General features: G+C 66.6%; 15 protein-coding genes. 6 read left to right on the forward strand and 9 right to left on the reverse strand.

Going from position 1 to position 14,987, the window contains the following annotated elements; genetic code table 11:
- Nucleotides 1-49: 49 nt before the first annotated feature.
- Genes D4766_RS01775 through D4766_RS01785 form a run of 3 tightly spaced genes read left to right on the forward strand, consistent with a single transcriptional unit; the run spans nt 50 to nt 3,734 of the window.
- Nucleotides 50-2,221, forward strand: coding sequence for a putative bifunctional diguanylate cyclase/phosphodiesterase (locus D4766_RS01775; protein WP_120715907.1), 2,172 nt, complete (start codon nt 50-52; stop codon nt 2,219-2,221).
- A gap of 44 nt (nt 2,222-2,265) precedes the next feature.
- Nucleotides 2,266-2,961, forward strand: coding sequence for a nitroreductase (locus D4766_RS01780; protein WP_120715908.1), 696 nt, complete (start codon nt 2,266-2,268; stop codon nt 2,959-2,961).
- A gap of 11 nt (nt 2,962-2,972) precedes the next feature.
- Complete coding sequence (locus tag D4766_RS01785) at nt 2,973-3,734, forward strand: hypothetical protein (RefSeq protein WP_120717992.1); 762 nt, start codon at nt 2,973-2,975, stop codon at nt 3,732-3,734.
- On the opposite strand, the gene D4766_RS01790 is transcribed toward D4766_RS01785, so the two are convergent.
- The 4 genes from D4766_RS01790 to D4766_RS01805 form a co-directional block, all read right to left on the reverse strand.
- On the reverse strand, nt 3,725-4,351 hold the full coding sequence (locus tag D4766_RS01790) for a 2-hydroxychromene-2-carboxylate isomerase (RefSeq protein WP_325049139.1): 627 nt from the start codon (nt 4,349-4,351) through the stop codon (nt 3,725-3,727). The two genes, D4766_RS01785 and D4766_RS01790, sit on opposite strands and share 10 nt — an antisense overlap.
- Nucleotides 4,348-5,553, reverse strand: coding sequence for a type III PLP-dependent enzyme domain-containing protein (locus tag D4766_RS01795; protein ID WP_120715909.1), 1,206 nt, complete (start codon nt 5,551-5,553; stop codon nt 4,348-4,350). The genes D4766_RS01790 and D4766_RS01795 overlap by 4 nt, the downstream gene beginning before the upstream one ends.
- Nucleotides 5,554-5,718: 165 nt before the next feature.
- Nucleotides 5,719-6,891 carry a carboxynorspermidine decarboxylase gene (locus tag D4766_RS01800; RefSeq protein WP_120715910.1) on the reverse strand — a complete coding sequence of 391 codons (1,173 nt, stop codon included), beginning with the start codon at nt 6,889-6,891 and terminating at the stop codon, nt 5,719-5,721.
- The gene (locus D4766_RS01805; protein WP_120715911.1) at nt 6,891-8,102 is read right to left on the reverse strand and encodes a saccharopine dehydrogenase family protein; all 1,212 of its coding nucleotides are present in this window, start codon (nt 8,100-8,102) and stop codon (nt 6,891-6,893) included. The genes D4766_RS01800 and D4766_RS01805 overlap by 1 nt, the downstream gene beginning before the upstream one ends.
- Before the next feature lie 56 nt (nt 8,103-8,158).
- On the opposite strand from D4766_RS01805, the gene D4766_RS01810 reads away from it, so the two are divergent.
- From D4766_RS01810 to D4766_RS01820, 3 genes are all read left to right on the forward strand, one after another.
- A complete protein-coding gene (locus tag D4766_RS01810; RefSeq protein WP_120715912.1) occupies nt 8,159-9,124 on the forward strand; it encodes a threonine ammonia-lyase in 966 nt (321 codons plus the stop codon).
- A gap of 66 nt (nt 9,125-9,190) precedes the next feature.
- Entirely contained in the window at nt 9,191-9,637 is a 447-nt protein-coding gene (locus tag D4766_RS01815; RefSeq protein WP_120715913.1) for an MAPEG family protein, read from the forward strand.
- A gap of 5 nt (nt 9,638-9,642) precedes the next feature.
- Nucleotides 9,643-10,068 (forward strand): MAPEG family protein, encoded by a 426-nt coding sequence (locus tag D4766_RS01820; RefSeq protein ID WP_120717994.1) that lies wholly within the window; start codon nt 9,643-9,645, stop codon nt 10,066-10,068.
- Between the two features lie 24 nt (nt 10,069-10,092).
- On the opposite strand, the gene trxB is transcribed toward D4766_RS01820, so the two are convergent.
- From trxB to egtB, 5 genes are all read right to left on the reverse strand, one after another.
- Complete coding sequence (gene trxB / locus D4766_RS01825; RefSeq protein ID WP_120715914.1) at nt 10,093-11,076, reverse strand: thioredoxin-disulfide reductase; 984 nt, start codon at nt 11,074-11,076, stop codon at nt 10,093-10,095.
- A gap of 75 nt (nt 11,077-11,151) precedes the next feature.
- Nucleotides 11,152-11,928, reverse strand: a complete 777-nt coding sequence (locus D4766_RS01830; RefSeq protein WP_120715915.1) for a tyrosine-protein phosphatase — start codon at nt 11,926-11,928, stop codon at nt 11,152-11,154.
- A gap of 25 nt (nt 11,929-11,953) precedes the next feature.
- Complete coding sequence (locus D4766_RS01835) at nt 11,954-12,619, reverse strand: retropepsin-like aspartic protease family protein (RefSeq protein WP_120715916.1); 666 nt, start codon at nt 12,617-12,619, stop codon at nt 11,954-11,956.
- A 54-nt stretch (nt 12,620-12,673) separates the two neighbouring features.
- The gene (gene egtD / locus D4766_RS01840; protein ID WP_120715917.1) at nt 12,674-13,660 is read right to left on the reverse strand and encodes an L-histidine N(alpha)-methyltransferase; all 987 of its coding nucleotides are present in this window, start codon (nt 13,658-13,660) and stop codon (nt 12,674-12,676) included.
- Nucleotides 13,660-14,853: an ergothioneine biosynthesis protein EgtB gene (egtB, locus tag D4766_RS01845; RefSeq protein WP_120717995.1), complete on the reverse strand. Its 1,194-nt coding sequence runs from the start codon at nt 14,851-14,853 to the stop codon at nt 13,660-13,662. Before egtB ends, egtD begins: the two co-directional genes overlap by 1 nt.
- Nucleotides 14,854-14,987 lie beyond the last annotated feature (134 nt).

Consider the following 14,987-nt stretch of genomic DNA (forward strand, 5'->3'; position numbering starts at 1 on the left):
CCGCGATCTTCACATCCGGAAAGGTCCGGACGGGCAATCAGCGGGCAAAATGTCGGTCAGGTCTCTCTTCAGCCGTGCATCGGTCGAAACGCCGGTTTCGCTTACCAGCGACGGGCTGCGGCATGCGATCCTCGACGATTTCGAAGCTACCGGCATCAACTGGATCTGGGCCTCGGACGCCGACGGTGTCCTGAGCTACCTGTCGCCGGCCGCGGCCGAGGCGCTCGATATGCCGCTCGCGTCGCTGCTCGGCCAGCCGATCTCGGCCCTGTTCGAAACCGACCCCGACGATCCCGACGGATCGGTGCGGACGTTCAATTTCCAGCTCAAGGCGAAGAACCGCATCGGCGATGTCGTGGTGCGCTGCGCCCTGCCCGAAGCGCGTACGGGGCGGCCGGTCTGGCTGTCCCTGTCGGGTCATCCGAAGATCGATTCGACCGGCCGGTTCCACGGATACCGCGGCGCCGCGAAGGATGTCTCGGTCGAATACCAGCGCAAGATCGAGGACTCGCGCCTCGCCGAGTACGACTCGCTGACGGGGCTCTACAACCGCCACCGGATGAGCCGCCGGCTCGAAAGCCTGCTTGCCGCCTACAAGTCCGCCAAGCGCAGCTGCGCTTTGATGATGCTCGACCTCGACCGGTTCAAGCAGGTCAACGACACGATGGGCCATCCCGCCGGCGACGCCTTGCTGCAGCAGGTCGCCGAACGGCTGCGCAACATCATTGGCGATCGCGGAGAGATCGGCCGGCTGGGCGGCGACGAGTTCCAGGTCATCCTGCCCGACATCGACGATCGCGGTAAACTGGGCGAGATCGCGGAAAAGGTCATCCAGATCGTCTCGCAGCCCTACCCCATTGACGACAAGCGGGCGATCATCGGCACCTCGGTCGGCGTCGCGATCGCGCCCTACGACGGGATCGAGCCCGACGAGCTGGTGCGGGCATCCGACCTTGCGCTCTATGCCGCCAAGAACGGCGGGCGCGGCCAGTTCCGCTTCTATTCCGCCGATCTCAAGGATGAGGAGGAGGAGCGCCAGCTGCTCCTCGACGACCTGCGCGAGGCGCTGGCGCAGGAAGAGCTCCAGCTGCACTACCAGCCGGTCGTGCGTATCGCCGACAACATGGTCGTGGGCATGGAAGCGCTGATGCGCTGGGAACACGAGGAACGCGGGTTCGTGCCGCCCGGCACCTTCATCCCGGTCGCCGAGGAATCGAGCCTGATCGGCCCGTTGGGCGAATGGGCTCTGCACCGCGCGTGCACCGACGCGATGGAGTGGCCCGGCACCGTGCGGGTGGCGGTCAACGTTTCCGCGCGCCAGTTCACGGCCAACGGTTTCGTCGACGTCGTGGAAGGCGCGCTGCAGGCTTCGGGCATCGACCCCGACCGGCTCGAACTCGAACTGACCGAGAGCGTCTTCATGGGCGACAGCGAGGCGACCGACGCGACCTTCGCCGCGCTTAAGAAACTGGGCGTGCGGCTGGCGCTCGACGATTTCGGGACCGGCTATTCGTCATTGAGCTACCTTCGCTCGGCTCCGTTCGACAAGCTGAAGGTGGACAAGAGCTTCGTCGATACCTGCACCCAGAAAGACCAGAACAGCGCCAAGATCATCACCGCGATCATCGGCCTGTCGAAGGCGCTGGGCATGGAGACCACGGTCGAGGGCGTGGAGGCATTCGACCAGCTCGCGGTCGTGCGCGAACGCGGCGGCGAACTGGTGCAGGGGTGGATTTACTCCAAGGCCCTGCCGCAGCCAGTCGTGCTCGCGAACATATCGTCGGGCGAATTCCGGATCGAGCCGAGCGGGCCCGACAAGCACCGGCAGGACCGCCGGTCGATGTTCCGCCGCATCGGCGTGATTCACGGCGATCACCGCTACGACGCGGTCATTCGCGACCTCAGCAAGAACGGCGCCTTCATCGAAGGGCTGGTCGGCGTGCCGAAGGGCACCGCCCTGGTGCTCGACCTTGGCGGAGGACAGCTTGCGGTGTGTGAAGTCGCCCGCTCGGAAGGCGCGCAGATCGGCGTGGAGTTCGAACAAGCGCTCGTCAGCGACGGCGCGGGCGGCCTGTGCACCCGGCACCGCGTCAGCCCCTACGCCCTGGCCGCCGCGGGCATGCCCCTCACCTCGCTCGGCCACGGCGGCGCACCGCCAATGCAGCAATCGTCGTCCCCGCCCCTGTTCATGCAGGTCCAGGTCGGCACCGGCGGCGGCTGAGGCCGAGGCTTTACTCGGGCTCGCGACCGGTTATGCCGGTTGCCATGAGCAACGCGTCCATTCCCAGCTACGACGAGGTCGTCACCGGCCGCCGTTCGATCCGCGGCTATCTCGACAAGCCCGTCCCGCGCGACCTGATTGAGGAAGTGCTCGCGCTAGCGATGCGGACGCCGTCGTCGATGAACACGCAGCCGTGGCACTTCCATGTCATCACCGGCGAACCGCTGGCCCGCATCCGCAAGGGCAACACCGACAACATCCTCGCCGGCGTGCCCGACAGCCGCGAATTCCGCCGCGGCAGCGCGTTCGGCGGCGTCCATCGCGACCGGCAGGTGGAGGTCGCCAAGCAGTTGTTCGGCGCGATGGGCATCGAGCGCGAGGACAAGGACGCCCGGCAGGACTGGGTTTTGCGCGGCTTCCGCCAGTTCGACGCGCCGATCTGCGTCATCATCGCCTACGACCGCGTGCTCGACGACGGGGACGACAGCAAGTTCGATTGCGGGGCGGTCGCGACCGCGCTCGTCAACGCCGCCTGGAGCCGCGGGCTCGGCTGCGTGATCAACTCGCAAGGGATCATGCAGTCGCCCGTGGTGCGCGAGCACGTTGGCATTCCCGAGGACCAGGTCATCATGAAGGCGGTCGCGATGGGCTGGCCCGACGAGAGCTTCCCCGCCAACGCGGTCGTCTCGAACCGCAGGAGTGTGGACGACGCCGCCCGTTTCGTGGGATTCTCCTCGTGAGCGCGGGCGGCATGATCGACTGCGGACACGGCTTCCGGTCGATCCGCGGGGACTTCCGCGTCGGCGGCGTGGTGAACGTCGGGACCCAATGCTCGCTGGTGAAGCGCACGGACGGCGGTTTCGTGTTTCTCGACAGCTATACGCTGAGCGACGAGACCCGCGCCGCGGTGGACCGCCTGACGGATGGCGGCGCGGCGGTGGAGGCGATCGTCAACCTTCACCCCTTCCACACGATCCATTGCGAATGGATGCACCGGGCCTTTCCGCAGGCGAAGCTCTACGGCACGGCGCGCCATCACGAGAAATGGCCCGATCTGCCGTGGGAGGAAGGCCATTGCGAGGCGGGCGAGTTGCCCGCGCTGTTCGGACCGGATCTCGAATTCTCGATGCCCGACGGGGTGTCGCTGGTGTGCCAGGACGAGGCGGTGCATTTCTCGTCAATCCTCGCCTATCACCCGGCAAGCGGGACGATCCACGTTGACGATACGCTGAGCTATCTCAACGCGCCCTTCCCGCTCTCGCTGCTCCCGATGACCGGCCGGCTGGACTTCCACCCGACGCTCGCGAAGGCGCTCAAGCCGGAGGCCGGCGCCGCCGACGCCTTCGAACGCTGGGCCAAGGATCTTGCCGTCGACTGGTACCAGGCGAAGCGGATCGCGGCCGCCCACAATGCGATCCTGCCGCTGGCGCACGAGCAGCTCCCCGAGCTCGTCGGCGCGGCGCTCGGGCGGGCGGCCCCCGTCCTCAAGCGGCACCGCGAACGCTACGGCTGAGCGGCGACCCGCCGGCGCACGAGCGGCAACTGGTCGTTGCCGAAATACATGTGGTCGCCATCCACGAAGATCGTCGGGGAGCCGTAGGCCCCGCGCGCAATCGCTTCGTCGGTATTCGCACGCAGACGGTCCTTGACCGGCTGGCCGCTCGCGACATCCGCCAGCGCGGCCCCGTCGAGGCCGCAACCGTTCGCGACCGCGATCAGGACCGACGGTTCGTCGATGTTCCGCATCTCGCCGAAATAGGCATCGAAGGCGGCCGAGGCGAACCGCTCCAGCGCCGCCTGATCGTCCTCGAGCGCGCACGCGAAGCGCATGGCGTTCACGGATTTCACCGGGTGGTGCTCGGACGGAAAGTTCATCGCGACACCCGCGAGGTCGGCCCATTCCTTGAGCCACCCGAAGCTGCGCGCGAGCTTCGCGGCGTTTTCCGGCTTACGGCTTTCGTAGACGGCCGGGTTCACCGCATTGAACACTCCGCCGACGAGGAAGGGCCGCCACACCAGCGTGTAAGCGAGCCCTTCCAGCGCCGGACGGATGTTGGCAAACGCAAGCCGCGTCCACGGGCTCGACAGGTCGAAGAAGAACTCGACCGTCGGGTCCGCAGCGCCGATCAGCGCAGGCTCACCACGTTGTCGCTGGCGCGCGGATCGACGCGGTCGCCGCGATAGAGGCTCGCCATCGGCTCGTCCTCGACAACGATCTGCTCGGCATTGCCGAAGCCGTTGAACCCGGTCTTCATCGCCGCGCCATATGCGCCGAGCATGCCGATCTCGATGTAGTCGCCCGCCTGGATGTCGGCCGGCAGCATGAAGGGCCCCTTCATGTAGTCGGCATCGTCGCAAGTGGGGCCGTAGAAGGCGAATTCCTCCAGCGGCTGCTCGAGATCGTCCTCGAGGGCACGGACAGGGAAGCGCCAGCCGATATGCGCGGCGTCGAACAGCGCGCCATAGGCACCGTCGTTGATGTACAGTTCCTCGCCGCGGCGCTTTTCCACGCGCACGATCAGCGAGGAGTACTCGGCGCACAGCGCGCGGCCGGGCTCGCACCACAGCTCGGCGTTGTAGGCGATGGGCAGCGCCTCGAAGTGGCGATGGATGATCGCGAAGTAATCTTCCAGCGGCGGCGGCTCCATGCCCGGATAGTCGGACGGGAAGCCCCCGCCGACATCGACCACGTCGATCACGACCGAAGCCTCGGCCACCGCAGCGCGCACGCGCTCCAGTGCCTGAACGTAGGCGAACGGCGTCATCGCCTGGCTGCCGACGTGGAAGCACACGCCCAGCCAGTCGCAATGCTGGCGGGTGACGCGCAGCAGTTCCGCCGCGTCGGCCAGGTCGCAGCCGAACTTCGACGCGAGGCTGAGTTCCGAATACTCCGACGATACGCGCAGGCGAACCAGCAGGCGCAGGTTGGTCGCGCGCTCACCGGCCTCGCTGGTGGTGGCATCGACGATCTTCTCCAGCTCCTCGATGGTGTCGAGGCTGAAGGTCTTCACGCCGTGCTGGAAATAGGCCTCGCGAATGGCGCGCGTGGTCTTGACCGGGTGCATGAAGCACAGCTCGGCGTCCGGCAGCGCTTCGCGCACCAGCCGCACCTCGGCGATCGAAGCGACGTCGTAGTGCGTCACCCCGTTGTCCCACAGGATGCGAACGAGTTCGGGGCTGGGGTTGGCCTTGACCGCGTACAGCGACTTGCCCGGAAACTTCTGGGTGAAGAAACGGGCGGCGCGCGCCGCGGCGTGCGGGCGGTTCAGGATGACCGGTTCGTCCGGCGCGAGGGCGCGAACTACAGACCGAGCGTCAGGATGATGGTGCAACTCAAGGGACCCCCAAACGGCAAGTTTGAACGAGGCAGCCTTGCGGTTAAGGAAGTCCCCTTGGGGCTGCGGGGTGCGCGTATATCGGCGCGGGCGTGAACCGCAAGTGAAAATGGCGCGGTCGGGAAACAAGGTTGCGCGGGATAAGTCGTGCCCCTCCCCCGCTCAGCTGAGCCGGTCGCGAAAATCCTCGTATCCGAACGACTTGATCTGCTCCAGCGCATCGGTTTCGCTGTCCCACAACCAGATCGAAGGCAGCTGCACGCCGTTGAAGGTGTTGGTTTTCACCATCGAATAATGCGCCTGGTCGAGGAACGCGATTCGGCTCCCCGGCTCGTTGGGCACGGGCAGGCGATAGTCACCGATCACGTCGCCCGCGAGGCACGATGGGCCGCCGAGACGAACCTCGTTGCCCTCACCTGCCTCGTGCAGCATCGCGGGCCGGTACGGCGCCTCGATCACGTCGGGCATGTGGCAGGTGGCCGAGATATCGACGATCGCGACGTCCACGCCGTTGAAATGCGAATCGAGGATCGTGCCGACCAGAATGCCGGCATCGAGCGCCACCGCTTCGCCCGGTTCGAGGTAGATCTCCGCCCCGGTATCGTCCTTCGCATCGCGCAGGAACTCGACCAGTTCCTCGCGCTGGTAGTCGGCGCGGGTCACGTGATGTCCGCCGCCCATGTTGATCCATTTGAGGTCGCCGAACCACGGCTCGATCGCGTCGAACACCGTATCCCACGTGCGCTTCAGCGGTTCGAAGTCCTGCTCGCACAGGTTGTGGAAGTGGATGCCGTCGACCTGCTCCATGATCTCCGGCGTCAGCTGGTCGATCGGGAAGCCGAGGCGGCTGCCGGGGCTGGAGGGATCGTACCGCGGCACCTCGCCCTGTGGGCAGAGCGGGTTGATGCGCAGGCCGACGTCGAAGTCTTGCCCCGCCGCCCGCGCCGCATCGAGAATGGGGCGGTATCGTTCGAGCTGGCCGGGGGAATTGAAGATGACATGGTCCGACAGCCGGCAGACTTCGGCCAGTTCGCCCGGCTTGTAGGCTGCGCAGTAGGTCGCGATCTCCCCGTCGTAGAACTCGGACGCGAGACGCGCCTCCCACAGGCCGCTCGTGCAGACCCCGTCGAGGTATTCCCCGATGATCGGCGCGACCGACCACATGCTGAAGGCCTTGAGCGCTGCCAGCACCTTGATGTCCGCCTCGTCGCGAATGTCGGCGAGGATCGACAGGTTCGCCCTGAGCTTCGCCGCGTCCACGACGAACGCCGGCGAATCCACGCGGTCGAGGTCGAAACGGGCGAATGCTCCGGGATCGCCGGCACGGGTCTCCATCAGAAGTCGACCGGCCCCGACAGTTCCTCGACCGTCCACGGCAGGCCGTCGCTGTTCAGCATGTCCATGAACGGATCGGGGTCCATCTCCTCCATGTTGAAGACGCCCTCCCCGCTCCACTTGCCGGTCACCATCATGGCGCTGCCGATCATCGCGGGGACGCCGGTGGTGTAGCTGACGGCCTGGTTGCCGGTTTCCTCGTAAGCCGCCTCGTGGCTGCAGATGTTCTTGATGTAGAACGTCTTCTCGCCCGATCCGTCGAGCGCCTCGCCGGTGGCGATCACGCCGATGTTGGTGTTGCCCTTGGTCTTCTCGCCCAGCGTTTCGGGCTTGGGCAGCACGGCGGCGAGGAACTGCAGCGGGATGATGTCCTTCCCCTGGTAGCGGATCGGCTCGATCGAAGTCATGCCGACGTTCTGCAGCACGGTGAGGTGGGTGATGTAGGCGTCGCCGAAGGTCATCCAGAACCGTGCGCGCTCGAGCTCGGGCACGAACTTCGCGAGGCTTTCCAGCTCCTCGTGGTACATCAGGTAGGCGTTCTTCGGCCCCACCGCCTCGAAGTCGAACTCGGTCTTCACCTGCATCGCGGGCGTTTCAACCCACTCGCCGTTTTCCCAGTGGCGGGCGGGCGCGGTGACTTCGCGGATGTTGATTTCCGGATTGAAGTTGGTCGCGAAATGCTGGCCGTGATCGCCGCCGTTGCAGTCGAGGATGTCGAGCTGGCGGATGGTCTGCAGCTTGTGCTTCTTGAGCCACATCGTGAACACGCTGGTGACCCCGGGATCGAACCCCGAGCCCAGCAGCGCCATCAGCCCCGCTTCCTTGAAGCGGTCGTGATAGGCCCACTGCCACTTGTATTCGAACTTCGCCTCGTCCTTGGGCTCGTAGTTCGCGGTGTCGAGGTAGTTGACCCCCGCCTCCAGGCAGGCGTCCATGATCGGCAGGTCCTGATACGGCAGCGCGAGGTTGACGACGAGGCTGGGCTGCACCTTGCGGATGAGGTTGACCATCGCCGGCACCTCCTCGGCGTCGATCGAATAGGTCGCGACGTCCCGGCCCGTGCGCTCCTTCACCGAGGTGGCGATCGCGTCGCATTTCGACTTCGTGCGGCTGGCGAGATGAATGTCTGAGAAGATTTCGGCATTCATCGCCATCTTGTGAACGCACACGCTGCTGACGCCGCCCGCGCCGATTACCAGGACTGTCGACATGTAAACTCCGAAGGGATTCGATTGGCTGTAACTGGCGAACGCACTAGGGCGGGCGAATGTTTCGCGAAAGCCCCAGAGCGCCCACCCAGGACGGCGTGCTGCGCGCAGCCGGCAAGATCGCCGCGATCCTGCCGCCCACGCCGCTGCTGCCGGTCGAGATCGGCGGAGTGCGCGTCCATGCGAAATGCGACAACCTGCAACCCATCGGCGCGTTCAAGATCCGCGGGGCATGGCACCGGCTGACCGACCTGACGCCCGAGGAACGCGCAGGCGGGGTCATCGCGGTGTCGAGCGGCAACCATGCGCAGGGCGTCGCCTGGGCCGCCCGCGAACTCGGCATCGAAGCGGCCATCGTGATGCCGGCCGACGCGCCGCGGGTGAAGCTCGAAGCCACTGCCGCGCTAGGCGCCGAGATCGTGCTCTACGACCGGGCCGGGGGCGAGGACCGCGACGCCATCGCCAACGCCCTGTGCGACGAGCGCGGCCGCATCCTCGTCCATGCCTATGCCGACCCTTGGGTGATCGAGGGGCAGGGGAGCATGGGGATCGAGATCGCGGAGCAACTGGGGCGCGAGCCGAGCCGGATCGTGGTGTGCTGTGGGGGCGGCGGGCTTGCCGCGGGCCTGGCCCTCGCCTGCCGCGACAGCGCCATCGTGCCGGTCGAGCCGAAAGGGTGGGACGATGTTGCGCGCAGCCTCCAAACCGGCACCATCCAGCGCGTCGAACCCGGCGCGCCCAAGACGATCTGCGACGCCATCCAGACGCCGAGCACCGCGCCGGTCAATTTCGCCGTGCTACGCGAGCGATGCGATCCAGGCGTCACGGTGACCGACGCCCAGGTCCGCGCCGCCCAGCGTTTCGCGTTCGCAAAGCTGCGGCTCGTGGTCGAACCGGGCGGTGCCGCCGCGCTCGCCGCCGCACTGGCGGGTAAGGTCGCGCTCGACGAACACACGGTCGTCACGATCAGCGGCGGCAACACCGATGCCGCGGATTTCGCCCGCACCCTGTCGACGACCGATTAGTCCCGTTTGACAACCGTTCGCCGGGAGCGCACTCCCGAGTGAGAGGGTCAATTGGGGGATATTTCGATGCAGGCACAAATGCTCGCACCCGCCGCCGTTCTGGTGGCTTGGACACTGGTCATGCTGGTCTGGATGGCGGCCACGCGGCTGCCGGCCCTGAGCAAGATGGGCGGACTCGGCAACGCCAAGCCCGGCGGACGCGGCCAGAACCTCGAGGGCGTACTCGACGACCGCATCAACTGGAAAGCGCACAACTACGCCCACCTGATGGAGCAGCCGACGATCTTCTACGCGGCTGTGCTCATCCTCGCGATCATGGGCCCCGGCCCGCTGGACCCGCTGTTCGCGTGGATCTACGTCGCGCTTCGCATCGTGCATTCGGTCTGGCAGGCGACGGTCAACGTCGTGAAGGTGCGGTTCCTGCTCTTCGCCCTTTCGACCCTCGCCCTCATCGTGCTCGCCGTCCGAGCGCTGATCGTGACGCTGTTCGCCAATCCGGGGATCGTGTCGTGATCGGCATGGACATCCTTAAGCCGGTCGTCGCGCTGCTGGCGTGGACGATGGTGATGTGGGTGTGGATGTACGCTATCCGCATTCCCGCGATGAACAAGGCGAAGGTCGATCCCGACCGGTTGGTCGACGATCCCGACATGTCGCTCGATCGCGCCCTGCCGGTGCGCGCGCAGTGGCCGGCCCACAACTACAACCACCTGCACGAGGCGCCGACCGTGTTCTACGCGGTCGCCATCGTGCTGGCGATCATCGGTCAGGGCGACGGGCTGAACACGACCATCGCGTGGATCTATGTGGGCCTGCGCATCGCCCATTCGATCTGGCAGGCGACGGCGAACCGGGTCATGGTCCGCTTCGCGCTGTTCGCGCTGTCCACGCTCGCGCTGATCGCGCTCGTCCTACACGCCGCGATCGGCGTGTTCCACGGGTGAGCTCGGCCCGCCCGGCCCGCTGAGCTAGGCGGCTTCCTCCGCCTTCTCGACATGGCCTTCGAGGTCGATGTCGAGGCCGGCGACGAACCGCTCCGCATCGAGCGCGGCCATGCAGCCCGTGCCCGCGGCGGTCACCGCCTGGCGGTAGGTGTGGTCCATCACGTCGCCGCACGCGAAGACCCCGGGCACCGCAGTCTTGGGCGTGCCGGGTTCGACGATCAGGTACCCGCCGTCGTCGATCGGCAGCTTCCCCTTGAATAGCTCCGTCGAAGGCGCGTGTCCGATCGCCACGAACGCGCCGTCGGCGGCGAAATCGCTCGTCTCGCCGGTGACGGTGTCGCGCAGTTCGAGGTGGGTGAGGCCGCCCGCCAGCGGATCGCCGGCGAAGCGTTCGACCGCCTTGTTCCACAGGACGGTGATCTTGGGATGCTTGAACAACCGGTCCTGCAGGATGCGTTCGGCGCGCAGTTCGTCGCGGCGGTGGATCAGCGTCACGTCGTCGGAATGGTTGGTGAGGTACAATGCCTCCTCGACCGCGGTGTTGCCCCCGCCGATCACCGCGACCTTCTTGCCGCGATAGAAAAACCCGTCGCAGGTCGCGCACGCGCTCACGCCCTTGCCGCCCAGTTCCATCTCGCCCGGAACGCCCAGCCATTTCGCCTGCGCGCCGGTGGCGATGACCAGCGTGTCGCCTTCGTACACGTCGCCGTTGTCACCGGTGGCGCGGAACGGATGGCCGGAGATGTCGATGTCGACGATGGTGTCCCACATCATCCGCGTGCCGACATGGACGGCCTGCGCCTCCATTTCCTGCATCAGCCAGGGGCCCTGGATCACGTCCTTGAAGCCGGGATAGTTCTCGACATCGGTGGTGATCGTCAGCTGACCGCCGGGCTGCAGGCCCTGCACCACGATCGGCTCCATCATCGCGCGGGCGCCATAGATCGCGGCGCTGAGCCCGGCGGGGCCCGAACCGATGATGAGCAGCTTGGTCTTGTGGGTAGCCATCGTAATCTCCGTCAGGCGGCGCGAGATAGTGCCTGCGCGCGCCGGAATCGAGTGGGTGTTTGCGGGCTGTCCCCGTCAGGCGACGAACTTCGCCCGCAGCCGGTCGCGCAAACCTTCGTCCACCCCGATCGTATCTGCGAGCCAGGCGTCGAGCGAGCCCGCCATCTCGCGCACGGTTTTGTGGAAGCGCGCAAGGTAATCCTCATGCACCTCCAACAAGGCGCGGATCGATTCGTCGTCCACCTTGCGCCCCAGCCGCGCCTCGATGCCGGGCACCGACTGGGCGCGCAGGACGGCCAGCGTCGGCGCCTGGTTGGTCAGCAGGAATTCGTCCCGCTGATCCTCCTCCGACACGCCGAGGATGTGGAGCAGCAGCGTCGCGGCGATGCCGGTCCGGTCCTTGCCAGCAAAGCAATGCACCAGGCTCGCCCCCTCGCGGTCGGCCAGCGCGTTCAGGTAGCGGCCGAACATCGCGTGCATCGCCGGATTGGCGGGCATCCGGGTATAGACCGACAGCATCCGGTCGCGTGCGTACTGCGCGGTCGTGGTGCTGGCGTCGATGTCCATGTGCGGCGGGCTGCTGCTGGTCTCGCCGTCGTGCGCGATCACCTCGCCCGCCCAGCCTTCGTGCCGGCGACAGGGGTTCATCTCGCGCTCGGTGATACCGCGCAGGTCGATCACGGTGCGGATATCGAGCGCGCGCAAGGCCTCGAGATCCTCGTCGGTCGCCTTCACGTGCTGGCCCGACCGGTAGAGCAGCCCCCGACGCACCGTCCCGCCGTCGGCAGCGTAACCGCCGTAGTCGCGGAAATTGTGGATGCCTTCGAGCGGGGGTTGGAAGCGGTCGGTCATGGCCGCCGCCCTGCCAGTTGGCGGACTACTCGGCAACCGGCTGGGGATGATTGGGAACGAGGATCAGCGTCGATCCTTCGACCCGCCACGATGCAAGGCGGCTGAGCAGGTTCATCCCGATCACGTTGGTGTTGCCCATGTTGGGCGCGATCACCGCGTCGAGGCCGCCGGCCTTGACGTTGCCGAAGGTCAGCGTGTCGATCGTCGTGATCTCGGCCGAAACGGTGCCGTTCGCGGTCGCGATGCGCACCGGCATTCCGCCTGTCCGCGGCTTCAGCCCCGCGCTTTCGGCGACGGGTACCGACACCGCCGTCAGCGTAGCGCCGGTATCAACGAGGAACCGGGCCGGAGTGCCGTTGACCTCCGCAGTGATCCAGAAATGACCGTCGCGCGCCAGCTCGACGCGCGTCTCGCGCCCGGCGACGGTTTGCGACGGCAGGCCAAGTTCGGGAACGGCAACGTCGAGACGCGGGTCGAAGCGCGACACCTGCAGCACCACCAGAACGAGGATGCCCGCCAGAACGAACGTGCTGCCCGTCGCCAGCCAGCGCCCGAACGCGCTGCCACGCCGGGCGATCGCGCCGCCCACCATGCTGCCGACGACTGCGGCGACGGTGGCGATCAGCAGGCCCGAACGCGGAACCTCGCGCAGGAGATCGGCGGTGGCTTCGACGATTGTCTTCACGTCCATGGCTGCGACCCTACACCCGCCATGCTTTCGCCGCCATGACTCTCCATCCCGCGATCAGGGCGCCGAGCGCGGGATGGTGGCATCGGCAAGGATGAGCGAGAACCGCCCTTCCCCGTCGGTCCACCGCTCGCGCGGCGTCCAGCCACCGGCGAGCAGGAGCTGGTAGCTGCTCCGGCGCGAGAACTTATGGCTGTTCTCAGTGTGGATCGTTTCGCCCGCCGCCATGGAAAAGCGCTTGGCCGATACTTCGAACGCAATGTCGCGCGTAGCCTGCAGATGCATCTCAATGCGGGCGAAGTCGTCGTTCCAGCGGGCTACGTGCCGCAGGTCGTCCACCGGAATGGTGCCGCCGAGTTCGCGGTTGATCCTCCGCGCGAGGTTGAGGTTGAAGGCGCCCGTCACCCCTTGCGCATCGTCGTAAGCCGCCTCCAGCACCGCGGGATCCTTGACGAGATCCATCCCGATCAGCAGCTGCGATCCCTCGCCCAGCGTGGCGCGCATCGTGCGCAGCAGATCGGTCGCGGTGCGCGGCACCATGTTGCCGATCGTCGAGCCGGGGAAGAAGCCCAGTTTCGGCAAGTCCGCGACCGCCGCGGGCAACTGGACCTGGCGCATGAAATCGGCCTCGACCGGGTGCACCGGCAGGCCGGGAAACTTCGCCGACAGTTCCTCCGCCGCGGCGCGCAGGAACTCTCCCGAAATGTCGAGCGGCACGTAGGCGGCGGGCGCGATGCAGCCCAGCAGCAGCGGCGTTTTCACCGAACTGCCCGATCCGAACTCCACGACGGCGCGGCCTTCGCCGATCAGGTGCCGAAATTTATCACATTGCGCGCGCAGAATTTCGGCTTCCGCACGAGTCGGATAGTATTCCGGCAGCTGCGTGATGTCCTCGAACAGCTGCGATCCGGCGTCGTCGTACAGCCAGCGCGCCGGCAGCGCCTTTTGCGGTTCGGACAAGCCTCGCAGGACGTCTTCGCGAAACTTGGTGTCCACGCCGTGCTCGTCCCGTTCGACGAGCGCCAGCCCCTCCCGTGCAGTCATCAGGTGTCCTTCGCGAGCCGCAGTCCGGTGAACTGCCAGCGCTGGTGGGGGTAGAAGAAATTACGGTAGCTGGCGCGCGAATGGCCCCGCGCCGTGGCACAGCTCGCTCCCTTGAGCACGAACTGCCCGCTCATGAACTTGCCGTTGTATTCGCCCACGGCGCCCTCCGCAGGGCGGAAGCGCGGGTACGGCAGGTAGCCTGAACGGGTGAACTGCCAGCAGTCGCCGAACAGGTCTGTGCCACCGCGCGGCAGCACCGGGTGCGCGCCATCGAGCTGGTTGCCGCCGGCGGGATCGTGCCCTTGCGCGATCGCCTCCCATTCGAACTCGGTCGGCAGCCGCGCGCCGGCCCAACTGGCGTAGGCGTCTGCCTCGAAATACGAGATATGGGTGACGGGCGCGTTGCGGTCGCGCGGTTGCCACCCGGCATGGGTGAAGTGTTCGTCGCCCCGCCAGTAGAGCGGCGCGGCAATCCGCTCGTCCTTCACCCACGACCATCCGTCGGACAGCCACAAGACGGCTGTCCGATAACCGCCATCGTCGATGAAATCCTGCCAGTCCCCGTTGGTGACCAGCCGGTAGGCGAGCGCGAACGGTTCGAGAAGGACACGGTGCCGCGGCCCCTCGTTATCTAAGGCGAAGCCGCTACCATCGTGGCCGATCATCGCGATGCCGCCCGGATGCGTATGCCATCCGCTTTCCGCAACCGGCTCCGCCGGTTCAGGCGCGCCCTCGAACATTGCCGGGCCAAGCGGGTTCTGGAACAAGGCGTGCTTGATGTCGGTCAGCAGCAGTTCCTGGTGCTGCTGCTCGTGCGCGATGCCGAGGCGTATGAGCGGCTCCAACGCCGGATCGCCGAGCACCCGCTCCATCGCCGCGTTCACATGGCCACGCCATTCGAGCAATTCCGCCAGTGTAGGACGCGAGAGCAGCCCGCGCGAAAAGCGCGCAATCCGCTCGCCTTCCGCCTCGTAATAGGAGTTGAACAGGAACGGCCAGTCTTCGCGGTACAGCCGATAGCCCTGCGCATGGTCGCGAAGGAGGAAGGTTTCCCAGAACCAAGTCGTATGCGCGAGATGCCATTTGGCGGGGCTCGCATCCTCCATCGACTGGATGGTCGCGTCGGCATCGGACAGCGGGCCGGCGAGTGCCTCGGACATCGCGCGCGTATGGCGGAAGTCGCCGGCGAGCATGTCGACGGCCGATCGTGTCTGGTCCACCCTCGGCTGGGGCAAGAGATCTCTCCTGTCGTTGCCGCCGTGACGGGACCATGGCAGACGGTCTTCAAATTGCAAACCGGCCGCGTTCGGTTTTCGTTCCGACATTT

It is taken from the genome of Tsuneonella amylolytica, assembly GCF_003626915.1.
Lineage (GTDB): Bacteria > Pseudomonadota > Alphaproteobacteria > Sphingomonadales > Sphingomonadaceae > Tsuneonella > Tsuneonella amylolytica.